The organism is Fibrella aestuarina BUZ 2, from assembly GCF_000331105.1.
In the GTDB taxonomy this organism is placed as follows: domain Bacteria; phylum Bacteroidota; class Bacteroidia; order Cytophagales; family Spirosomataceae; genus Fibrella; species Fibrella aestuarina.
In genome coordinates, this window is record NC_020054.1 from 6,248,168 (window position 1) to 6,270,814 (window position 22,647).

The following is a 22,647-nucleotide window of genomic DNA, read 5'->3' on the forward strand; positions in this document are numbered from 1 at the left end:
ACTGTATTCTGTTTACTGTCCTCTGTTAGCTGGCGCAAGCCTACTCCAGCGTTAGCCAACAGAAGACGGTGAACACCGAACCGAAGACAGCAACCCTCTTTAATTATGAAATTCAAATCATACATCGCTATCCTGTTTGTCGGGATGGCCCTGCTGTTGAGTAGTTGCGAAGACTACCTCGACATCAACCAGAACCCCAACAACCCCACGGATGTGGAAGCGGCTCTGTTGCTCGCTCCCATCCAGAACCAGTATGCGCTGGGGATTCAATTCGACGCCCGCTACATCGGCCGGTACGTGCAGAACTGGCAAAATGCGGCCCTGGTCAATGACCCCTGGGATCTGCACGGGTACGTTCCGGCCAGCGATGCTGGTGGCGAACTGTGGCGGAACGTCTACTGGCGCGGCGGGCGTAACCTGCTCAACCTGATCTCCGACGCGCAGGCGAATCAGAAATGGGATTACGCGGGCGTTGGGCTGGTATTGCAGGCCTGGGGCTGGCAGATGCTAACCGACGTCCATGGCGAAATCATCCTCGACGAAGCCTATGACCTCGATCCCAACAAGAACATCTTCAACTACAACACGCAGCCGGAGGTATATGCCAAAGTGCAGCAACTGCTGACCGACGCCATTCAGAACCTGAACCGGGCCGATGGCAACGTGTCGTCGGTGCAGCTGGCGCGGGGTGACCAGATTTACAAAGGCGACCGGATCAAGTGGAAACGCTTTGCCTACGGGCTGCTGGCGATCAACGCACACCACCTCTCGAACAAGAAAGGGACATACAACCCCGACAAGGTGATGCAGTACGTCGATAGCTCGCTGGTGAGCAACGCCGACGATGCCGTGATGAACTTCAACGGCCTCAGCACCGCCGATGCCAGCTTTTTTGGTCCCATCCGCCAGAACATGAACTCGTTTGTGCAGTCGAACTACGTGCTACGGCTGCTCGATGGCACGGTGACCACGGTAAAAGATCCGCGCCTGCCGATCATGCTCGTTCCCAGCGTCGACGGCGTGTACCGCGGCCTGAATCCGGGGCAGGGGCAGTCAACGGCGGCGTCGGCACCCGTGGCCTCGCGGACGGTGAACGTGTGGGGCCTGCCCGTCAACGTAAACCCACCCGTGGGTACGTTGGGCCGGTTCCTGTTTACCGACAAAGGGCCAATGCCACTGATGACCTACGCGCAGTTGCAGTTCATCAAAGCCGAAGCAGCCTTCATCAAGGGCGACAAGGCAACGGCGCTGGCCGCGTACAAAAAAGGCATCGACGCGCACATGAGCGCCTCGTATGTGAACGTACCTGCCGCCGACCGCACGGCCTTCCTCAACAACCCACTGGTGGTGCCAACCGTAGCCGCCAACCTGACGCTCGGCCAGATCATGTCGCAGAAATACATTGCGCAGTGGGGCTGGGGCTTCCTGGAGCAGTGGGCCGACCTGCGCCGTTATAATTACGGCGTAGGCACCGACGCTTTCCCGACGTTTGCGCTGCCTAACACCTTCTACGGCGACAACGGCGGCAAGCCGGTACAACGGCTGCGCCCGCGCTACAACTCCGAGTATGTCTGGAACATCCCGGCGCTGACCAAGATCGGCGGTTTCGATCTTGATTTCCACACCAAACCCGTGTGGTTCACTCAACCTTAATTCGTTTGATGTCCAGGGTTTACGGTTTGACGTTGGCTGTGCAAGCGCACAAACGTCAAACCGTAAACCCCAACCGTTAAACCTCTTTCTATGAAACACCTTCTGTATCTCGTCGCGTCGGTAGGGTTGCTATTGGCTTCCTGCGAGAAAAACGCGTTGTCTATTCCGGCCGATGTGGTTACCTCGGGAGCCCGGCTGAAGCTCATCAACGCCGCACCCGATCTGCCGGGTGGTATCGAACTGGCCATCAACGGCAAAAAATTCAGTGCCAACGCGCCGAGCGGTGCCACGGCTACCAGCCCCGGCTTTGCCGTCGGCCTGCCGTTCAACAGCACCTACCCCGGCACGGGCAGCAACTACGCCATCGTGTCGCCCGGTTCGGTATCGCTTAGCCTGACGTCGCCCGCCACCACGACGGTAGCCAGCGCCACGGCCATTGGCGCCACCACCGCCACCCTCGACGACAACGCATATTATTCGCTGTTTGTGGTGGGCGCCGGTGCCCAGCCCGAAACCGTCCTGCTGAAAGACGAGCTGGCCCCACTGAACCCGACGACCAGTTTTTACGTCCGGTTTGTCAACCTGATTCCGGGGACCACCACCTACGATGTGCTGCTGGCAGATGGCACGACAGTCGTTGCCCGGCAGGTAGCGTATAAAGCCGCTTCGTCGTTCATAACGGTTCCGGCCATCGGTAGCCAGTCGTTTTTACTGCGCGCTACGGGTTCGGCCACCAACATCGGCACGACCTATGCCTTCAATAGCGCCAACGATGGCCGTGTGCTTACCCTGTTTGCCCGCGGCGTAACCGGCCGGACGGGCACCGCAGCACCGGCCCTCAACGGCTACGTGAACCGGTAGCACCAGTTATACACCTACTGATCAGAACGGCCAGCCCCTCCAACGGGCTGGCCGTTTCTTGTTTGGCCCCTACCTGTAGGTGGGCGCCAAAACCTTCGGGGGGCGTTCGGCGTATAGATGAGTATGTATGCGTCGCTCCTGCTCACCACACTCCTATCCTGCACCCCACCCGACTCGACGGCCCCGCCGAAACGGTTTAGTCTGTTACCACTGCCGGTTGTTTATTATACGCCTGAAACCCGGCTGGGTTATGGCGTAGCCGCTACGGCCACCTTTCGGTTCCGGGGCGATACGGCGCGCTATGTGCGCCCCTCGCAGGTTACGCTGGGGGCGGTCTACACGCAGAATAAACAACTACTCTTTTACCTGCCCTTCCAGATCTTCTACAAAAACAATCTGTACTTCGCCAACGGCGAGTTGGGCTACTACAAATACAATTACTTTTTCTTCGGCGTGGGTCAACGCGACGTACCCAACGAACTCTACGGCGTCAATTTTCCGCGTGTTCGGGTGAATGTGTTCCGGCGTATTTCGAAGCCAGATGCCAGCAGGCCGGGGCGGGGCCTGTATGCGGGACTGCGCTACCAATACGAACACTACGCCATCACCAGCGTCACGCCCGATGGGCTCCTGGCCACAGGCAACGTACCTGGCGGCCTGGGCAGCGTGCTGTCGGGCGTGGGGACGGGCCTTTTCTTCGACTCACGCAACAACGTCTTCTACCCAAGCCAGGGTCTCGTTGCCGACCTGTCGTTTCTGAGCCAGGGTAAAGCCGTGGGCAGTGGGGTACGTTTCGACCGTTGGGTAGCCGACGTGTCGTCGTACCATTCGTTAACCCGTCGGACGACGCTGGCGTTCAACTATGTGCTTAGCGTCACGACGGGCGGAGTAGCGCCGTTCAACGCCTTATCGCTGCTGGGTGGCACCAAACGAGGACGAGGCTACTACGAAGGCCGCTACCGGGATGATAACCTGGCTTTGTTGCAAGGCGAACTGCGCCTGAACGTGTGGCGGCGACTGGGTGCCGTTGCCTTCGGGTCGGTAGGTACGTTGGGAAATCAACGCGATTTCCTGCGACTCGACGACCCCAAAGCGGCTTACGGCGTAGGCCTGCGTGTTCGGGTTAACCGGGACTTACTCAACGTCCGGCTCGACTACGGGCGGGGCGTTCCCTACACCGGCACCGGGTCCAGCGGCGTGTACCTGACTATTGGTGAAGCCTTCTAAAACGCATGAGTAAACCGTTCACTGAGTAACCTTACTCAAGCTCAAAAGTAGGTCCCGTTTGTCCGTGCGTAGGCCCGTTTGGCATTGGCTAGCACCTACCCTTGATAAATGCTTATCGATAATTCATAACTGTTACTAGCTTTGGCGCGTTTACTGGACCGAAACCATTTCAAGCAAACCACGCAAACACCATGTCAAGAGGATTAATTATTTTCGTCGTTGTGGCTGCCCTGTTGGGTATGTATGGCTGTAGCTCATACAACGGCTTAGTTGATAAAGACACGCAGGTCGACAAGTCCTGGGCCAACGTGCAGACACAGTACCAACGCCGCGCCGACCTGATCCCGAATCTGGTAAAGACGGTTCAGGGAGCCGCTAATTTTGAGAAAAGCACCCTGCAAAGCGTCATTCAGGCCCGCGCCAACGCTACTGGCATCAACCTGAGCGCCGACCAGCTCACGCCCGAGAATATCCAGAAATTCCAGGCCGCGCAAGATCAGCTCAGTGGCTCACTCTCGCGCCTGTTGGCCGTTGCCGAAAGCTACCCACAGTTGAAAGCCACGCAGAACTTCTCGGAATTGCAGGCCCAACTGGAAGGCACCGAAAACCGGATTTCAGTGGCCCGCAACGATTTCAACGGCGTCGCTACCGAATACAACCGGTCGGTACGGTCTTTCCCGAACAACATTTTCGCGGGTATCTTCGGGTTCAGCCGCAAGGGCTTATTCGAAGCCAGTCAGGCCGCCCAAACTGCCCCCACGGTTGATTTCGACACGAAATAAAAAGCATCTTATAATGTACAATGCATAATGTACAATGGGTGGGACAGCAGACCGCTAGCGCGAAGCCATTGTTAATTGTGCATTGTACATTATACATTAATCACCTATGACCCTCTCTCCAGATCAGCAGGCGCAGTTGATGGCCGCCATTCGGCAGGCTGAGCGCGACACCTCGGGCGAAATTCGGGTGCATTTGGAAGAGCAATGCCCGGACGGTGACCCCGTCAAGCGCGCCATCGCCGTATTCAAGCACCTCGGCATGCACCAGACGAAGGAGCAAAACGGGGTGCTGTTCTACGTGGCATATGGCGACCGCAAATTTGCCGTCGTGGGCGATACGGGCATTGACGCCAAAGTGCCCGCGGGCTTCTGGGATGGTACCAAAAGCCTCATGCGGCAGCACTTCGCGGCTAATGATCTGGTGACAGGCCTGAGTCTGGGCGTCGAGCAGGCGGGGCAGCAACTGAAGCAGTACTTCCCCTGCGCCCCCGACGACGTCAACGAGCTCCCCGACGATATCTCGTTCGGCTAAGCACACCGAGCCGAAGCGCCAGCTTTGGCCCTACTGAAACCACCTGTTTGTAAACTACTGAAGCTGGCGCTTCGACACGACACGCCTTGTGAACGCACCTACTTTGCATACACGTCCCCTTTTGCTGCTTATCTGGGCGATCGGCCTGCTGGTTGCACCGCACCTGTGGGCGCAGCAGGTTCCCGATGATAAATTACCCGCCCGCCCGGCACCACCCCGTTTGGTCAACGATCTGGTGGGGATGCTATCCCCCGGTGAGCAGGTGCAGCTGGAGCAAAAGCTAGTGACCTACAACGACTCGACCTCGTCGCAGGTGACCATCGTGATTGTCAAATCGACGCAGCCCTACGAACCCGCCGACTATGCCTTCTCAATCGGGCGGAAGTGGGGTGTGGGCCAGAAAGGTAAAAACAACGGCCTGGTGCTGCTTTGGGCCACCGGCGACCGGAAGATCTATATCGCCACCGGCCGGGGGCTGGAAGGTGCCATTCCCGACGCCATTGCCAAGCGCATTGTCAGCCAGATTATTGCCCCCAATTTCAAGCAGCAACAGTATTACCAGGGCCTCGACGAAGCCACGACCGAGATATTCCGGCGGGCCAGCGGCGAGTATAAGGCCGACCCGGCCGATACCGAAGAAGGCAGTCCGGTGGGTACGTTCCTGATCATCGCGTTCATTATTTTCTTCCTCTACATCTTCATCAAATCGCGCGGTGGTGGCCGGGGCGGCACCGGCTATCGCGGGGGTGGCGGTCCCGTTTTCTTCCCCTACAGCACCTTCTCAGGCTGGGGCAATTCCTCGGGCAACTGGGGCGGTGGCGGCAGCAGCGGCGGCGGTGGCTTTGGTGGATTCGGCGGCGGCGACTTTGGAGGCGGCGGCGCGGGCGGCGACTATTAAGGTTGCGCGCTTATTGCACCGTTCCTTCTACGTCGAACGCTTTTTTATCGGCGATGACCAGGTGCTGAAAACCGCTCAGGCGGTAATGCTGAATGGCCCATTGGTCGGCCTGATTCAAGCCGCTTTCCAGCACGATTCGCCGCTCCGAATTGTAGAGCGGGTTTTGGGTAGCCAACGTAGCCTCGATGCGTCGGGGTTGGTGCGTGGCCGAATCCAGTTGTACCATCAACCGACGAACGGTCAGGTTTTTCTCCGTCGGTTTCAGCGTGTACAGGTACGTTAGCGAATCGGGGCGGGCCGTGGCGTAGCTTTGCCGCAGGGCAGGCTTGTTGATATCGGCCTGCTTGAACAACTCCAGTTCGCGGCTCCAGTTGAGGGTTTTCAACGTCAGATGTTGCGTATTGCCCGCCATCTGAGCACGTTTGATCACCGTTGGCTTTACTTTCGATAAGGCGGCAATTTGCTTATCAACGTACCCAGCCACATCATAATAGGCCGGAACAGCCTGTTGCTGCGTCGATTTCTCACAAGCCGATGCGCCCAGAAGAGCAGCGAAGGCAGCCACGTATTTCACACAAACCATACTGATTGATAACGCATTAAGCAAAAACGAATAGAGCCGGTCGATGACCGGCTCTATTCGTTACATTTTCGGCTCAGAAACAATTCCCGATAAGCCTTACTTCGTTGGGGTCTTGGCCAGTTCTTCGTCGCGCAGGGGCTTCCGCAGAATCTTGCCTACGTTCGATTTGGGCAGTTCAGTACGGAATTCAACGAGCTTGGGCACCTTATAACCCGTCAGGTTTTCTTTGCAATAGCCTCGCACCTGCTCTTCGCTCAGGGCCGGGTCTTTTTTCACGACAAATACCTTCACGGTCTCGCCTGACTTCTCGTTGGGAACGCCAATGCAGGCGACTTCGAGCACGCCGGGGCACTGCGACACCACCTCTTCAATTTCGTTGGGATACACGTTGAAACCCGACACCAGAATCATGTCTTTCTTGCGGTCCACGATCTTGAAGAAACCGTCGGCATCCTGAACGCCCACGTCGCCGGTCTTAAACCACTCGCCTTCCATCACCTTGGCGGTTTCGTCGGGTCGATTGTAGTAGCCTTTGAACACCTGCGGCCCGCGCGCCCAGATTTCGCCGGGCTGGCCAAGCGGGGCCTCAGTCCCGTCGTCCTGCACGCATTTCATGTCAGTGCTCGGCCAGGGAACGCCGATCGTGCCCACACGCGAGGTGCCATCGACGGGGTTGGAACTCAGTACCGGCGACGTTTCCGACAGGCCGTACCCTTCGGCAGGTACGTTGCCGGTCATCTTTTGCCAGCGATCCGCCACCGACGTTTGCAGGGCCATGCCCCCCGCCGACGTTACTTTCAACTGGCTCCAGTCGACCTCGTTGATGCGCGGGTGGTTGAGCAAGCCGTTGTACAGGGTATTCAGACCGGTAAAGGCGGTTACCTTATATTTTTTCAGATCGTCGATAAAGGCGTTGAGGTCGCGCGGATTCGTGATAAGCAGGTTCATGCTCCCGCTTTTCAGCGCGGCCAGCGCATTGGTTGTCAGCGCGTATACGTGATAAAGCGGCAGCGCGGCAACAATAATACCCTCACCCGCCGGGATCCCCGCCGGTGCCATCCAGGCGTCCTGCGCCTCCACGTTGGCGATGATGTTCCGGTGCGTCAGCGCGGCCCCTTTTGAGACGCCCGTGGTGCCGCCCGTATACTGCACAAAGGCCAGATCGGTGTTTTTGATGCTGACCGGTTGCATCGGCTGCCGACTGCCGCGGCTCAGGGCGTCGTTGAACGAAATGGCGCCGGGCAGGCTGTAGGCCGGCACCAGCTTCTTCACATACTTCACGACGGCGTTGACGATCTGCTTCTTGGGAAAGCCCAGCCGGTCGCCAATCTCCGTGACGACCACGTGCTCAATGTCGGTTTGGGCGATGATCTTTTCCAGGTTACTGGCAAAGTTGGCCAGAATGACAATCGCCTTCGCGCCCGAATCCTTAAACTGATGCTGCATTTCGCGGGGCGTATACAGCGGGTTGGTGTTCACGACGGTCATACCCGCGCGCAGAATCCCGAACATGGCGATGGGGTATTGCAGCAGATTGGGCATCTGCACCACCACGCGGTCGCCCGGTTTCAGGCCCAGTTCATGTTGCAGAAACGACGCAAATTGCTTCGACTGTGCTTCGAGCTCGGCAAAGGTGATCTGCTTGCCCATGCAGGCATAAGCGGGCCGGTCGGCATACCGACGGCACCCATCTTCGATCAGCGCAGCCAGCGAGGGGTAAGCGTCGGGGTTGATTTCAGTAGGTACGCCCTTCGGATAGAACTTGGTCCAGGGTCGGGCGCGGTCCAACGTATTGATGGTTGTCGATTCCATGTAGGTGCTTGGGGCAGTTGTAGATTATCTATCAAAAATACGATTAAAGCCAGAAAGGTTTTGACCGTACTGACAAATAAGCCATTAGAAGCCAATTAGTCTCGTTTGTCGCTTATAACGTTAGCAGAACCAGCACGGCGTTATTGGAGAGCGCTTCAAACTCCAGCACGTCGGCCTGCCGGTAGTGCAACGACAGTCCATCGCCCGACTGTAGCAGCCGGTTGGCCACCTCGAACGCGCCCTGCACGATATAGACGAATACACGCTGCTCCGCCGTATCGATGGCTATCGAGGCATCATGGCGCCCATCGAACCGGCCAATGTAACCGGCCTGCTTACCCGCTTGCCAGAATGGCAGCAGTTGATTAGGCACCGATAGATCGAACGTCGTTGGGGCGGAAGCGACCGTCGAACCCGGCTTTACGTGCAGGCCAAGGTGCAGAAACTGAATCGTCTCGGTTTCGTACGGATTGATCAGGGTGTAGGGTTGGCCGGGAGCCAGCGGCAACGTACCTGCCTGTCCCGGTTCCAGAAACTGCGTGCTTCCGCCAAGCTGGTATTCCAACCCACCCACAAGAGGCAGCAAAACGACCGTAGCAACCTCCTCAGCCGACGAAACCAAACTGGCAGCGGGGGCTAGTCGCTCGTCGTTCAACCAGACCAACGGGCCAAACGGCTCGCGCCCTTCGGCCGTATAGCCAACGACGTTGAAGGTGAATAGCCGTTGCGCGCCGTTGGCCTCGGTATAGCCGCGCTGATCGGCCACAAAAATCTGCGCTTCGGTGCGGGTATCCATCAATCAGTGGAGCTCGGGACGGTAGGGTTGAAACGACCAGATACTAGTGGTCGGCGGCAGGGCAATTAGTTCGGTGCTGATGTCGCTGCCCGCCTGCCAGTCGGCGCGTTTGTCGCCAATGGCGAGCAGCAGTTGGTCGGCCACGGTATCAAACCAGGTGAGCGGATCACTATAAAAGTAAATAGCGATCTGGTGCGCCTCTTTCTGCGTCACATGCGAGGCTACGATCTCGAATTTGAAGTTCGTAAACGGCAGGCACGGCTTTCCGAAAGCGTTGACTACGTCGGGCATGATTTGCTCCAACTGGCGCAGGTAACCCACTGCCACCCGGCTCGTCAGGTAATGCAGTTGCTCGGCGTTGGGTACGTTGGCCAGCAACTCTCGGAACGTGGGATATTGCCCCGCCGGGTCATACTGCTGCGCCTGCATGTAGAACTCCTGGTGCGTGTCGTCGAACACCGCCTTATCCCACGGCTTTGTCGACGCCGCGTCGATCCGTTTCTGGTAGCACAGCCGAATGAGTCCTTTCATACAGTCAACTAGAAAACCTATAAGGTTTCTAAAACCTTATAGGTTTGGGGTAAGCTATAGCTCACTTACTCATTTCCAACATGCGCAGCACCGAGGCTTCGGCTTTTACGCGCACCTCTTCCGGTACGTGGATTTCGGGCAGTTCGTAGTACAGCGTGTTGTACAGCTTTTCGAGCGTGTTCATCTTCATGTACGGGCACTCCGAGCAGGCGCAGGTGTTATTTTCATTGGCCGGGGCCGGGATGATCTTCTTGTTCGGAACCGCCTGCCGCATCTTGTGCAGAATACCGGCTTCGGTACCCACGATAAACTCCGTTTCAGGCTGCTCGACTACATAGTTCAGCAGTGCCGTGGTCGAGCCCACAAAGTCGGCGTGGATCAGGATGTGCTCCTGGCACTCGGGGTGGGCGATGAACTTGGCGTTGGGATACTTAGCCCGCAGGTCGTTCAATTTTTCCAGCGAAATGTCGATGTGCACGATGCAGGCGCCATCCCACAGCACCATATCGCGACCCGTCTTCTTCGATACAAACCGACCCAGGTTGGCGTCGGGTGCGAAGATGATTTTCTGATCGGCAGGCAGACTCTGCACGATTTTCAGCGCGTTGGACGACGTAACGATGATGTCGGACAGCGCCTTGATCTCGGCCGAACAGTTGATGTACGACAGCACGATATGGTCAGGGTACTGCGCTTTGAAGGCGGCAAACTTATCGGCGGGAGCCGAGTCGGCCAGCGAGCAGCCCGCGTTCATGTCGGGGATGATCACTTTCTTGTCGGGCGACAGAATCTTGGCGGTTTCGCCCATGAAGTGTACCCCGCAAAACACGATAATGTCGGCGTCGGTCGCGGCTGCCTGCTGACTCAGGCCCAGGCTATCCCCGACGAAATCGGCCAGGTCCTGAATGTCTTCGTCGACGTAATAGTGCGCCAGAATGACGGCGTTTTTTTCCTGCTTCATCCGCCGGATACCGTCCATCAGTTCCTGTTTATCTCTCGGTGCCGACCGGCTAACGTACCCGATCTGGCGAACTTCCTCTTCAATAGTGAGTGGCATTGTCATGGTGCTGACGACTATAAAATGAATATTGTATGATGAACAATGACGAGCGGCAGCTGTTGGCTTCAGCTCAACAACGCACGTAACGCCATTACATTGGCGGTGTTATCAAAAAGTGACTTGACCGGAATGGCGAATTCCGACAACACGGCACTGCTTACCGACTGACTCACCCGGAACGTACCCGTAGCGGCGTAGGCTTCCGTATCGGCGTCGATCGAGAAGGTTTCGACCGTCTGCCGTGTTGGGTCGATGATCCAATACTCCGCTACGCCGTGGGCTGCGTAATCTTCAAACTTTACTTCCCGGTCGTTCTTTTTCTTGCTTTCCGACAGCACTTCCACAACCAGATCGGGAGCTGGGTAATACAGCGAGTCGGGGGCTATAGACGCCGCCTTTTCTGGGCCGAAATAGCAGATGTCGGGCTCATAACTATTACGACTTAGCTCGACTAAAGCCTTCTCAACCCGGACTGCGCCAAGGTTATGCGCACTGACAAACACATTTAGCAACGTACCCAGATGCATAACAACCAGATTGTGCTTATCTAACGCCGGTGAATGCACAACGATTTCGCCGTTGATAAACTCGGTTTTCATATCCTCGTCCATCCATTCGTAGAACGCCCGTCGGCGGTTCTGTTCTTCGTGCAAAATCGCCTGCACCTGCTGAATAATCTTGGGTGCCTGCGATGATTCCAGTAATTGAGCAGCCAGTTCGGTCATGGTGGCACTTGGTGTTAATGTATACTGAACAATGTACAATGAATAATGGCTCCGCTCAGCCATGCTCTATCACTTATTGTACATCGTGCATTGTTCAGTATACATTCAAAAAGCTTTCAGGCTCAGGTCCAGGCTTTTGACGTGGTGGGTCAGGGCACCCGACGAGATATAGTCGACGCCGGTTTCAGCGTAGGCGCGTAGGTTGTCCATGTTGATGCCGCCCGACGCCTCGGTGATCACACGCCCGTTGATGAGGCGTACCATATCGCGCAAATCGGCCGGGGCGAAGTTATCCAGCAGCATGCGGGTCAGGTGCCCTACGGCGAGGGCTTCCTCCACTTCGGCGCGGTTGCGCACTTCTACCTCGATAGGCAGGTTACGGCCCGTATCGGCCAGATATTGCACCGCCTGCTGTACGGCTTTGGTCAGGCTTCCGGCATAATCGACGTGGTTGTCTTTGATCAGGATCATGTCGTAGAGCCCGAAGCGGTGATTGACCCCACCACCGATTTTCACGGCCATCTTTTCGCAGATGCGGAAATTGGGCGTGGTTTTGCGGGTGTCGAGCAGTTTGCAGCGGGTGCCTTCCAGCACATTGACCATCTGCCTCGTGTGGGTGGCGATGCCGCTCATGCGTTGCATGCAGTTGAGTACCAGCCGTTCGGCGGTCAGAATGTTGCGGGCGTTGCCAGCCACCGTCAGCACGATATCGCCGGGTTTGATGGGTGAGCCGTCGGTCATCAGCACATCGACCTGAAACGCCGGGTCGACTTCATGGAAGATGGCCTGCGCGACCTCCACGCCCGCCAGGATACCGGCTTCTTTCACCAGCAGGCGGGCGCGTTTCTGCGCATCGGCCGGAATGGTACTGAGTGAGGTGTGGTCGCCGTCGCCGACATCTTCTGCCAGCGCCAGGCGGATAAATTCAGTGAGTGTCATGGAATGAAAGAGTGAACGAGATAAAGAGCGAACGAGTGAGCGTTGCTACAGAACGTACCCAGGCCAAGCCTTCACTCTTTCGCTCTTTATCTTTTTCACTCTTTGGTTTCCCCAAATCTACGGCTTTAACACCACCTTTATCAACCCCTTCTCTTTGTCGTACAGGCGCCGAAACCAGTCGGCACCTTCGGCGAGCGGCGCTTCGGCACTGAGAATGGCCATCACGTCGATGCGGCCACTGGCGATCAGATCGAGCGCGGCTTCGTATTCACCGTTGATGGCACAGGAGCCCTGCAAGCGTATCTGCCCCGTCACGATGGTCTGTAACGGAATCTCGATGGTTGGACTGAGGTTGCCAACGAGCGTGACCGTGCCGCCCCGCCGAACGCAGGCAATGGCCGTTTGCACCGCCGGACTAATACCCACGACCTCAAACGAGATATCGGCCCCGCGACCGTGCGTGAGCCCGCGTACCTGATCGGGTACGTTGCCCGCATCGGCACGAAGCGTGTGCGTGGCACCCAGTTTCTGGGCCAGTTCGAGACGTTCGTCGGCGAGGTCGATGGCGATGATCTGCCCGCAACCGGCCAGCTTCAGCGCCTGAATCACAAACAGCCCGATCATCCCCGCGCCGACCACCACCGCCGTGTCATTGACCTGAATGGGCGTTACGCTGAGGGCGTGCAGGGCCACCGCCACCGGCTCAACCAGCGCGGCCTGCGTGAAGCTCACCCCCTCGGGAATGGCATACAGAATATGCTGCGGCACCACCACGTATTCGGCAAAGGCACCGTTTCGCTTAAAACCGGGCCGGTCCGGCGTTCCGGTCGACACGCCCACCACCTCGCGACCATCGGAGAGATTATACATCCCCCGGCGGCTGTACCAGTCGTCGAGTTTATACACCGTCGAATCGAAGGTGACACGGTCGCCAACCGACCAGCCACGTACCTGCGGACCCACTTCCGCGATAATGCCTGATGCTTCGTGACCCATCACGATGGGCGGCACCCGTCGGCCCGTGCTACCGTCCATACCGTGCACGTCGGAGCCACAGATACCAACCGCCTGCACCCGAATCAGCACCTCGTCGGGGCCGGGTTGCGGGCGGGGCAAGTCTTGCAGATCAAATTCGTTGTATTGGGTTAATACGAGGGCTTTCATAAGCGTCTGTGTTGTAAAACCTATAAGGTCTTGGAGACCTTATAGGTTTAGAAATTCACGTATGTTTTCGGCCACCCCATCCATCAACCGCTGGCGGGCTTCCAAGCTACTCCAGGCGATGTGCGGGGCCAGCACCAGCCGTTCGGGGTGGGTCATTGTCAGGTACGGATGGTTGGCGGCGGGCGGTTCCTGCCCGAACACGTCCATCCCCGCCCCGGCCAGTTTGCCTTCATCGAGGGCGCGGGCCAGGTCGGCTTCGTTAATCATGCCGCCCCGGCTCAGCCCCAGCAACAGCGCCGACGGCTTCATCTTGCTCAGTTGGGCGTACGTCAGCAGGTTATTGGTCTTGTCGGTCAAGGGCGCGTGTACCGACAAGACATCCGACGTACCCAGCAGTTCGTCGAGCGATACGGCCTGATACGGTACGTCGTCATACGTCTGGCCCGAAGCTGAGAAGTACACCACCTCGCCGCCAAACGCCACGGCAATCTGCGCGACCTGCCGCCCGATCGCCCCCAGCCCGATGATGCCAAACCGTTTCCCGGCCAACTCCCAGAATGGGCGGCCCAGGTGCGTGAAGATGGTCTCGCGGCTGTATTCGCCCGATTTCACGTACTGATCGTAGTAATGCGGCGAATTGAGCAGCGACAGCAGCAGCGTGAACGTCACCTGCGCGACGCTGTGGGTCGAATAGCCCGCGACGTTTTTCACCGGAATCTGCCGTTCCTGCGCCGCCGCCATGTCGACGTTGTTGGTACCCGTGGCGGCCACACAGATCAGCTTGAGGCGAGGGCAGGCGTCCATCACCTCGCGGGTGATCCGCACTTTGTTGGTAATCACCACCTCGGCGTCGCGGAGGCGTTCGGCGGTTTGGTCGGGGGCCGTTTCCGGGTACGTTACAAACGTGCCGTCGGTGGAAGCGGCCAATTGGTTGAACTGGCTCAGATCGGGTTCGGGCCCTACCGTGCGGGCGTCGAGAAACACAATGGTCATAGGGTACGAAGAAACAGGCAAGGCGAGGTCTACTCACCTCAGCGCCCGCCCTGATGGAGCGGTCCGCTGTCCAGCATAACGCCGCCGGCTACCTTACCCGATCGACAGCCCGTTAACCGTTATCAGGCGGTGAAACGGCCGGGCGGTTTAGTTGTTCGTGCTTTATCTTCTCCTGTAGCTTGATAAACCCGTCGATCAGCGCCTCGGGGCGGGGCGGGCAACCGGGTACGTATACATCCACCGGAATGATGCGGTCAACGCCTTTCACGACGTGGTACCCGTGTTGCCAGTAGGGACCACCGCAGTTAGCGCACGACCCCATCGAAATCACATAACGGGGTTCGGCCATCTGCTCGTAGAGACGCCGAATCCGGTCGGCCATTTTGTAAGTGACCGTACCCGATACGATCATAATGTCGGCTTGCCGGGGACTGGGGCGCGGAAAAATACCGAATCGCTCCAGATCATAACTGGCCGACATCGCCTGCATCATTTCGATGGCGCAACAGGCCAAACCGAAGGTAAGTGGCCATAAAGACGACGCCCTCGACCAGTTGAGCAGTTCTTCGCTGGTCAGGAACATCACGCCGGGATCGGCAGCTTTTTGGGTAGAGGGCGCTGGGGCATTCATATCAGAGCAACAGTTAGTGCTGGGTAGCAGTTCGGAGCGAAGCCCGCTGAATTTGGTGTCTGATGGAATAGCGATCGAGCCTGGCCGCCGCTTGCCTAAAGCGCTTTTTGCTGCCCCATATCGGCTTGCGTACGGGCGGAAGCAAGCCCTGTGCGATTGAACCGACGGCCAGTAACGGAGCGACTACACCACCAATTATCAGTTTGCCGAACAGAGCGCCAAACGTGGGCGTCGGGTTATACCAGGTCAACAGAAACAATAGCGTCGCCACCCCTACACCGGGCCCGGCAACATATGCGAAGTACCCTCTCCGCCGTAAAGCGATTCGTTTAATGGCCGTTGCCCGGACCGTATCCGGTACAGGTTGAACCCCCGACCTATAGGCTAACCGCTCTGCCCGGGTGTTGGCAATGTAGAGCAATGTTGAATCGGTTACTGCCCATAGAAGGCCCTCTCGTTTCTTGCCAGACAGCAACCTGATTGTAACCCGATACCGCTTCAGGCTGTCGGTTGCTACGTCTATCTGCGGCAGCTCAGTCTGGGCGTAAGCCGGCACAAAAAGGGCCACGAACAGGCCAATCAAACTAAGTATCCTCATCGATTTTTGCTATCAAACTATACTGATTAAAAGCGCCGCAGCAGTACAAAAATTACCAATAGCAAACCTGATTTATATGCAATTAAAAAGGCACTCTTTTTGTTAATTAATTAAGCAGTAAACAACAAACAACTACCTAATGAAATCGATTAATCTGTTTGATCCGGCTGTGCACAGCACCACGCCGCTGGGGGCGCCTGCCAGGCGGCACAAAGCAGACGGAATGGCTACAGCGGCCATGCTGATTCAGATAGCCAGTGAAATGCTTGAGACGTCGCCCACGCTGAGAAAGCGCATGCACATCACGCTGAGCGATCTGGCCGCCGCCGATAAGGTGCGCAAGGAACTCGTCAGGAAGACATTATCGGTGCATTGACATCAGTATTTACCAGGCTGTTCAGCACAAAAAAAATGGTCCTGTATTTTATTGATTTCATACCATAATCAATGGGTGTAAAATCAATAAAATACAGGACCATTTACGTAGCACCTCCTATTACGAAACAGGTGTCGTTAGGTGTTGTCTTTTCTGAGCAGGTACGTTGCCTAAAATTAAGTCAGCCGCTTTTTCGGCAATCATAATAACCGGCGCGTTGGTATTACCCGATACGATTGTCGGCATCACCGATGCATCGACGACGCGCAGCCCCTCGATCCCCCGCACGCGCAGTTGCGCATCCACTACGGCGCCTTCGTCGGTTCCCATTCGGCACGTACTGACAGGGTGGTAGACGGTCTCGACAATTCGGCGGATGTGGCTCATCAGTTCTTCGTCAGACGCATTTTCGGCCGGAATCAATGTCCGCTTGCGCCAGGGCCCAAACGCCGCAGCCTGATTGATCTCCAGCGCCTTCTTCACCCCCGTCAGCAGTAGTTGCTGATCGGCGGCGGTCGATAAGAAATTGGGTTGAATGACGGGCTCGTCCATCGGGTTGGCCGACCGTAGGCCAACGTACCCACGGCTAGTTGGGTGGAGCAGCGTGGGGAGAATCGACCAGCCATCCTCCGCCTTTGGGTACGTTGCTGAGTCGTAAAAATCGGGTTTGTAACCATCGCCGATATGAACTGGCGCAAAATGCAGCTGCAAATCGGGTATAGCTTGGTCAGGCGTTGTCCGCAAGAAAGCGTTAGCTTCGAGGGGGCTGATGGTAAATGGCCCTTTGCCGGCCGTCAGGTACTGCCAAAAGCCACGTACCTGATTGAGCGGACTCAGCCAGTGATTGGTTCCTACCAGTTGATTAGCCAAGGCGCTAACGCCCACAAACAGATGGTCGCATAGGTTTTGGCCCACGCCCGGCAAATCGTGCCGTACGTCGATACCATGCCGACGCAGCTCATCACGCGGCCCAACACCCGACAGCATCAGCAACTGCGGCGAATTAAACGATCCCGCCGCCAGTAGCACTTCCCGGTTGGCCATGATCGTTTCGGTGTTGCTACGCCCCGTCGTTACCTCGACGCCTACCGCCCGGCCATCGCGTATGATGACCCGTTGCGTATGCGCCTGCGTCCGAACAGTCAGGTTGGGTCGATTCAGGACAGGCTTCAGAAAAGCGGCGGCAGTGCTGTGCCGTTTCCCGTCTTTGATGGTAAACTGAAACAACCCTGCCCCTTCCTGCTCGGCGCCATTAAAGTCGTGATTTTCAGGAAGACCCGTTTGTTTACAAGCTGCTACGAAGGCATCGGCCAGGGGCGTTTTAAACCGAGTGGCGTAGGTCACATTCAGCGGCCCGTCACCACCGTGGTAGCGGGCATCCAACTGACTAAGCTGTTCGTTGGCTTCTGATCGGATAAAGTAAGGCAATACGTCCTCATAAGCCCATCCCTCGTTACCAGCGGCGGCCCAGGCGTCGTAATCAGCCCGGTTGCCCCGAACATACGCCATCGCGTTGGTCGAGCTGCTGCCCCCCAGCGTTTTGCCACGCGGCAGAAACATGCGCCGGTTGTCGACGTTGGCTTGTGGCTCGCTCCAATACGCCCAATCGACCGATGACCGATTGAGTTTGCTGTAGGCCGCCGGTATGTGGATCTCCATTTTTCGGTCGGGGGCTCCTGCTTCGAGCAACAATACCGAAATAGCCGGATCTACCGACAACCGGTTGGCCAGTACACAGCCCGCCGACCCTGCACCAATGATGATGTAATCGAAGCCCATATCGTTCCTGAATTTGTGCTATTCTTTCAGGAATTTACCAAAAAAACGTCAGTCGGCCCAATCGAGCGAACGTTGTACGGCTTTAGCCCATTGGTGAAGCAGTTTACTTCGCTTTTCGGCAGCCATCGCGGGTTTGAACGTCGCCTCGATGCCCCAGTTGGCCGACAAATCATCGATCGACGCCCAATAGCCGACGGCCAAACCGGCTGCATAGGCTGCTCCGACGGCAGTGGTTTCGGTCACGCTGGGCCTCACCACAGGTACGTTGTTAACATCTGCCTGGAACTGCATGAGCAGATCGTTTACCACCATACCGCCATCGACCCGCAATGACACTAACTCGACGGCGGCATCTTTCTGCATAGCCGCCAGCAAGTCGTAGGTCTGGAAGGCCGTGGCTTCCAGCACGGCCCGGGCAATATGCTGTTTGGTAACGAAGCGCGTCAGGCCAACGATCACGCCGCGTGCATCGGCCCGCCAATAGGGGGCGTACAGGCCCGAAAAAGCAGGGACAATGTAAGCACCGCCGTTATCAGGCACTTCAGCCGCCAGCGTTTGCACATCGGCACTCGTTTTGATCAGACCCAGGTTATCGCGCAGCCATTGCACCAGCGCTCCCGATATAGCTACGCCGCCTTCCAGCGCATAACGCGGCGCTTCGTTGCCAAACTGGTAGGCAACGGTTGTGAGCAAGCCGCAAGTCGACGGGCGAATCTGTGTGCCTGTATTCATCAGCAAGAAGCAGCCCGTGCCATACGTATTCTTGGCCTGTCCCGGCTCAAAGCAGGTTTGGCCAACCAATGCCGCCTGCTGATCGCCCAGCACGCCGGTGATAGGCACGCCCGGCATTACTTCAGACGTAATCGTGCCGAACAGACCGCTGCTCGGGCGAATGCCGGGCATCATGGTCGCAGGTACGTTGAATGCGGCTAACAGCTCCTCGTCCCAAGCGAGGGTTTCCAGGTTCATCAGCTGCGTACGGCTGGCGTTCGTCACGTCGGTCACGTGTTGGCCACCTTTTGCGCCGCCCGTCAGATTCCAGATCAGAAAGCTATCGATATTGCCAAACAGCGCATTTCCCTGCTCGGCCTCCTGCCGTAGTCCAGGTACGTTGTCCAGCAGCCAACGGATCTTAAGGCCACTGAAATAGGTCGCCAACGGTAGACCCGTCTTGGCCCGGAATCGATCGAGTCCGCTATCGCCGGCCATTTCGGCAATCATGTCTTCCGTCCGCACGTCTTGCCAGACCAGGGCATTATGATAAGGCTTGCCGGTATGCTTGTTCCAGACAACCGTGGTCTCACGCTGATTGGTAATGCCGACTGCCACAACGTCTTTAGTCGTCAGCCCGAGTTTAATCCGCGCCTTGGCAATGACTTCGAGTGTGTTCCGCCATATTTCCGTTGGGTCATGTTCCACCCAACCAGGCTTCGGGTAGATTTGGGCGTGTTCTTTTTGCGCAACCGAGACAATCTCGCCTTTTCGGTTTACGATTATACAGCGGGTACTCGATGTACCCTGATCAATAGCGACGACGTACGAAGCCATAAGTGGTTTAGGGAGTTGATCGCTTCACTGCGTACTGAAGCGTGAGCGCAAAATAACCATCATTACGTAACGGATTACCACGTTGCCCACCAACTGCGTTTGGCGTCAGCCCATACTCACGACGACGATCAGCCAGAACCTGATCCAAAGCGGGGCTACCACTCTTGTCTGCGTATGTACCGCTCACGTCGTCTACGTAATCGCTCAGTATATACGTATAGCGTGCCTCCAGCCTCAGCTGTGATTTTTTGTTCAGGGTAAAAGGCATGCCGCCTCCTAGTACAAACTGACCTGCAATGCGATTGTAAGCTACTTTTTCCGTTTGCAAAGCTGGCAAGCTGTAGGTTGTACCGTTGTAATCTGCTCTGGGATTTAGATAAGTAGCGCCTGCACCAACCCAGAAGTGGGGTATGTTGTGTTGATTGTACTCGATAGATCGTACGTTCCACTGCAAGCCAGCTATAACCGATGGGTTTGTCGTGGTAAAACGCAGGTAGTTGGTCCTGTTTTTTGTGTATTGCTGATCGCCCCGTAAGCTGTAAAAGCCAATATCCGTGCGTACACAAAACCTTTCGCTAACGCGATACCGAAGATGGCCTTCAGCTGCCCATCCTAACTGCAGGTGATTGAAGCCATACCGTTCGCTCAAATCGCCGCAGTACCGGGTTGTCGACAAATTAACACCGATGTGCCAGTCGCCAATAGCTTCTTTCCATTTAAAAGCTAGCCCTTGGCCATCAACTACAGATATATTACATAAAGAAAGTAGAAACAGTATGTATAAACTCTTCATTTTCAGCTTATCAATATTGGTTAGAGTAGCTGAAAAATACTGATTGTAACGTAAGTAGTACTATCTATCTATGAATTGATCGCTGTAGGGGTATTGTGCATATATGCAAAAAGCCGTGCTCCTGGTGGAACACGGCTCTCGCTGTTTCAGAGGTGGCGACCGCCTACTCTCCCGGATTCGACTCCAGTACCATCGGCAGTGCGGGGCTTAACGGCTCTGTTCGGAATGGGAAAAGGTGTTCACCCGCCCGTCGTTACCAACCTCCTTACTCGTCTGATCCCACCAATTTATTGGCGCGATCAATATCGTTTCGTTCGTTCACCAATCGAGAAGAGAGTTTACACACAATGTGCTGGCAAGCATTGATCTACAACTGATCAGCGGTCAACCTTTCAGGCTCATTAGTACGGCTCGGCTCCATGTGTCTCCACACCTCCACCTGCCGCCTATCCACGTGGTCGTCTCCCACAGCCTTTATTAACAGATGACTCATCTTGAGGTCGGTTTCGCACTTAGATGCCTTCAGCGCTTATCCGTTCCGCACGTAGCTACTCGGCCGTGCCGCGGGCACGACAACCGATCCGCCAGCGGTGCGTCCAACCCGGTCCTCTCGTACTAAGGTCAGATCCCCGCAATCATCCCACGCCCACCACAGATAGGGACCGAACTGTCTCACGACGTTCTGAACCCAGCTCGCGTGCCACTTTAATCGGCGAACAGCCGAACCCTTGGAACCTTCTCCAGCCCCAGGATGTGACGAGCCGACATCGAGGTGCCAAACCTCCCCGTCGATGTGAGCTCTTGGGGGAGATCAGCCTGTTATCCCCGGCGTACCTTTTATCCTTTGAGCGATGGCCCACCCATGCAGTACCACCGGATCACTATACCCTGCTTTCGCACCAGATCGGCCTGTTTGCCTCACTGTCAAGCTTGCTTCTGCTATTGCACTCCCCGACCGATTACCGTCCGGCCTGAGCAAACCTTGGGAAGCCTCCGTTACCCTTTCGGAGGCGACCACCCCAGTCAAACTACCCACCAAACACTGTCCCCCGATTAGGGGTTAGACCGCCAGTCTGAAAAGGGCGGTATTTCAAGGGTGGCTCCACGATGCCTGGCGACACCGATTCAACGCCTCCCGCCTATCCTACACATGCCAGACCAGCGATCCATGTTAAGCTATAGTAAAGGTGCACGGGGTCTTTCCGTCCCGTGGCGGGTAAGCGGCATCTTCACCGCTACTACAATTTCACCGAGCTCATGGCTGAGACAGTGCCCAGATCGTTACACCATTCGTGCAGGTCGGAACTTACCCGACAAGGAATTTCGCTACCTTAGGACCGTTATAGTTACGGCCGCCGTTTACTGGGGCTTCAGTTCAATGCGTCGGGTTGCCCCTAACATCCCCCCTTAACCTTCCAGCACCGGGCAGGTGTCAGACCCTATGCGTCATCTCTCGATTTGGCAGAGTCCTGTGTTTTTGGTAAACAGTCGCCTGGGCCTTTGCTCTGCAACCTCCCTCTTGCGAGGGTAGGCCCCCCTTCTCCCGAAGTTACAGGGTTATCTTGCCGAGTTCCTTGGCCATGATTCTCTCGTGCGCCTTAGGTTATTCACCCCAACCACCTGTGTCGGTTTGCGGTACGGGTACCCACTGACTGACGCTTCACCACCTTTTCTTGAAACCAACTTCGCCCCCTCGCTTTGGCCGAAGCCGCCGCTGTGACGCCCTATTCCCGCAGGACGTGTGGACTCCATCAATTTGTCAGTGATTGGCATCAGCGGGTAGTACTGGACTATTAACCAGTTGTCCATCTGACCTTCGCTGTCGCTAAGCCATTAGGTCCCGACTAACTCCGGGTTGACTGCCGTCGCCCGGAAACCCTTGGTCTTTCGGCGGACAGGGTTCCCACCTGTCTTCTCGTTACTTATGCCTACATTTGCTCTACGACACCCTCCACCAGGGCTCACGCCCCAACTTCGCCGGTTGTCGTATGCTCTCCTACCATCAGACACTACACGTGTGTAGTATCGATCCACCGCTTCGGTGATGTGCTTGATGCCCGTTTATTATCGATGCCCGCCCCGCTCGACCAGTGAGCTGTTACGCACTCTTTAAAGGAATAGCTGCTTCCAAGCTAACCTCCTGGCTGTCTCGGCAGCCGGACCACCTTTGTTCAACTTAGCACACACTTGGGGACCTTAGCGGATGGTCTGGGTTGTTCCCCTCTCGGAGCAGGACCTTAGCACCCTGCCCCTCACTGCCCTGCACCCTCGCCAGCATTCGGAGTTCGACTCAAGTTGGTAGGCTATGACACCCCCGCATCCAATCGGTAGCTCTACCTCTGGCGAGGTAACACAAGACGCTGTTC

20 protein-coding genes and 2 rRNA genes (1 of these 22 running past the window's edge) are annotated in these 22,647 nt (G+C 56.6%); 7 read left to right on the plus strand and 15 right to left on the minus strand.

All coding sequences use genetic code 11. From position 1 onward, the window contains the following. Positions 1-105 precede the first annotated feature (105 nt). The 6 genes from FAES_RS25860 (at position 106) to FAES_RS25885 (ending at position 5,953) form a co-directional block, all read left to right on the plus strand. Positions 106-1,653 carry a SusD/RagB family nutrient-binding outer membrane lipoprotein gene (locus FAES_RS25860; protein WP_015334158.1) on the plus strand — a complete coding sequence of 516 codons (1,548 nt, stop codon included), beginning with the start codon at positions 106-108 and terminating at the stop codon, positions 1,651-1,653. Between the two features lie 90 nt (positions 1,654-1,743). After that, positions 1,744-2,514, plus strand: coding sequence for a DUF4397 domain-containing protein (locus FAES_RS25865; RefSeq protein WP_015334159.1), 771 nt, complete (start codon positions 1,744-1,746; stop codon positions 2,512-2,514). Between the two features lie 123 nt (positions 2,515-2,637). Beyond that, entirely contained in the window at positions 2,638-3,741 is a 1,104-nt protein-coding gene (locus tag FAES_RS25870; protein WP_041258411.1) for a BamA/TamA family outer membrane protein, read from the plus strand. Positions 3,742-3,932: 191 nt separating this feature from the next. Then, on the plus strand, positions 3,933-4,523 hold the full coding sequence (locus FAES_RS25875) for a LemA family protein (protein ID WP_015334161.1): 591 nt from the start codon (positions 3,933-3,935) through the stop codon (positions 4,521-4,523). Positions 4,524-4,629: 106 nt separating this feature from the next. Beyond that, positions 4,630-5,055: a TPM domain-containing protein gene (locus tag FAES_RS25880; RefSeq protein WP_015334162.1), complete on the plus strand. Its 426-nt coding sequence runs from the start codon at positions 4,630-4,632 to the stop codon at positions 5,053-5,055. A gap of 103 nt (positions 5,056-5,158) precedes the next feature. Further along, positions 5,159-5,953 carry a TPM domain-containing protein gene (locus tag FAES_RS25885; protein WP_015334163.1) on the plus strand — a complete coding sequence of 265 codons (795 nt, stop codon included), beginning with the start codon at positions 5,159-5,161 and terminating at the stop codon, positions 5,951-5,953. Between the two features lie 10 nt (positions 5,954-5,963). Here FAES_RS25885 and FAES_RS25890 read toward each other — a convergent pair whose 3' ends face one another. The 10 genes from FAES_RS25890 to FAES_RS25935 form a co-directional block, all read right to left on the minus strand. Continuing rightward, positions 5,964-6,536: a hypothetical protein gene (locus FAES_RS25890; protein WP_015334164.1), complete on the minus strand. Its 573-nt coding sequence runs from the start codon at positions 6,534-6,536 to the stop codon at positions 5,964-5,966. A gap of 96 nt (positions 6,537-6,632) precedes the next feature. Beyond that, a complete protein-coding gene (locus FAES_RS25895; RefSeq protein ID WP_015334165.1) occupies positions 6,633-8,348 on the minus strand; it encodes a long-chain-fatty-acid--CoA ligase in 1,716 nt (571 codons plus the stop codon). Between the two features lie 112 nt (positions 8,349-8,460). Then, on the minus strand, positions 8,461-9,144 hold the full coding sequence (locus FAES_RS25900) for a pirin family protein (protein ID WP_015334166.1): 684 nt from the start codon (positions 9,142-9,144) through the stop codon (positions 8,461-8,463). A 3-nt stretch (positions 9,145-9,147) separates the two neighbouring features. Then, positions 9,148-9,675, minus strand: coding sequence for a hypothetical protein (locus FAES_RS25905; RefSeq protein WP_015334167.1), 528 nt, complete (start codon positions 9,673-9,675; stop codon positions 9,148-9,150). A 61-nt stretch (positions 9,676-9,736) separates the two neighbouring features. Continuing rightward, positions 9,737-10,738 (minus strand): quinolinate synthase NadA, encoded by a 1,002-nt coding sequence (gene nadA / locus FAES_RS25910; protein ID WP_015334168.1) that lies wholly within the window; start codon positions 10,736-10,738, stop codon positions 9,737-9,739. 62 nt (positions 10,739-10,800) lie between these two features. Then, positions 10,801-11,460 (minus strand): Uma2 family endonuclease, encoded by a 660-nt coding sequence (locus FAES_RS25915; protein WP_041258413.1) that lies wholly within the window; start codon positions 11,458-11,460, stop codon positions 10,801-10,803. Positions 11,461-11,565: 105 nt separating this feature from the next. Further along, on the minus strand, positions 11,566-12,399 hold the full coding sequence (gene nadC, locus FAES_RS25920) for a carboxylating nicotinate-nucleotide diphosphorylase (RefSeq protein WP_015334170.1): 834 nt from the start codon (positions 12,397-12,399) through the stop codon (positions 11,566-11,568). 117 nt (positions 12,400-12,516) lie between these two features. Next, the gene (locus tag FAES_RS25925; protein WP_015334171.1) at positions 12,517-13,563 is read right to left on the minus strand and encodes a galactitol-1-phosphate 5-dehydrogenase; all 1,047 of its coding nucleotides are present in this window, start codon (positions 13,561-13,563) and stop codon (positions 12,517-12,519) included. A gap of 39 nt (positions 13,564-13,602) precedes the next feature. Next, entirely contained in the window at positions 13,603-14,556 is a 954-nt protein-coding gene (locus FAES_RS25930) for a D-2-hydroxyacid dehydrogenase (RefSeq protein WP_015334172.1), read from the minus strand. A 112-nt stretch (positions 14,557-14,668) separates the two neighbouring features. After that, on the minus strand, positions 14,669-15,187 hold the full coding sequence (locus tag FAES_RS25935; protein WP_015334173.1) for an NADH-quinone oxidoreductase subunit B: 519 nt from the start codon (positions 15,185-15,187) through the stop codon (positions 14,669-14,671). Between the two features lie 737 nt (positions 15,188-15,924). On the opposite strand from FAES_RS25935, the gene FAES_RS25945 reads away from it, so the two are divergent. After that, positions 15,925-16,161, plus strand: coding sequence for a hypothetical protein (locus FAES_RS25945; protein WP_015334174.1), 237 nt, complete (start codon positions 15,925-15,927; stop codon positions 16,159-16,161). A gap of 120 nt (positions 16,162-16,281) precedes the next feature. Here the strand turns inward: FAES_RS25945 and FAES_RS25950 are convergent, their stop codons facing one another. The 5 genes from FAES_RS25950 to FAES_RS25970 all read right to left on the minus strand — a co-directional run. Further along, on the minus strand, positions 16,282-17,940 hold the full coding sequence (locus tag FAES_RS25950) for a GMC family oxidoreductase (RefSeq protein WP_015334175.1): 1,659 nt from the start codon (positions 17,938-17,940) through the stop codon (positions 16,282-16,284). Positions 17,941-17,988: 48 nt separating this feature from the next. Continuing rightward, the gene (gene glpK, locus FAES_RS25955) at positions 17,989-19,488 is read right to left on the minus strand and encodes a glycerol kinase GlpK (protein ID WP_015334176.1); all 1,500 of its coding nucleotides are present in this window, start codon (positions 19,486-19,488) and stop codon (positions 17,989-17,991) included. A gap of 7 nt (positions 19,489-19,495) precedes the next feature. Then, positions 19,496-20,281, minus strand: a complete 786-nt coding sequence (locus FAES_RS25960) for an outer membrane beta-barrel protein (RefSeq protein ID WP_015334177.1) — start codon at positions 20,279-20,281, stop codon at positions 19,496-19,498. Positions 20,282-20,431: 150 nt separating this feature from the next. After that, positions 20,432-20,542: ribosomal RNA gene (gene rrf, locus FAES_RS25965) — 5S ribosomal RNA — on the minus strand. A gap of 119 nt (positions 20,543-20,661) precedes the next feature. Then, positions 20,662-22,647, minus strand: a 23S ribosomal RNA gene (locus FAES_RS25970) (it continues 866 nt past the right edge of the window).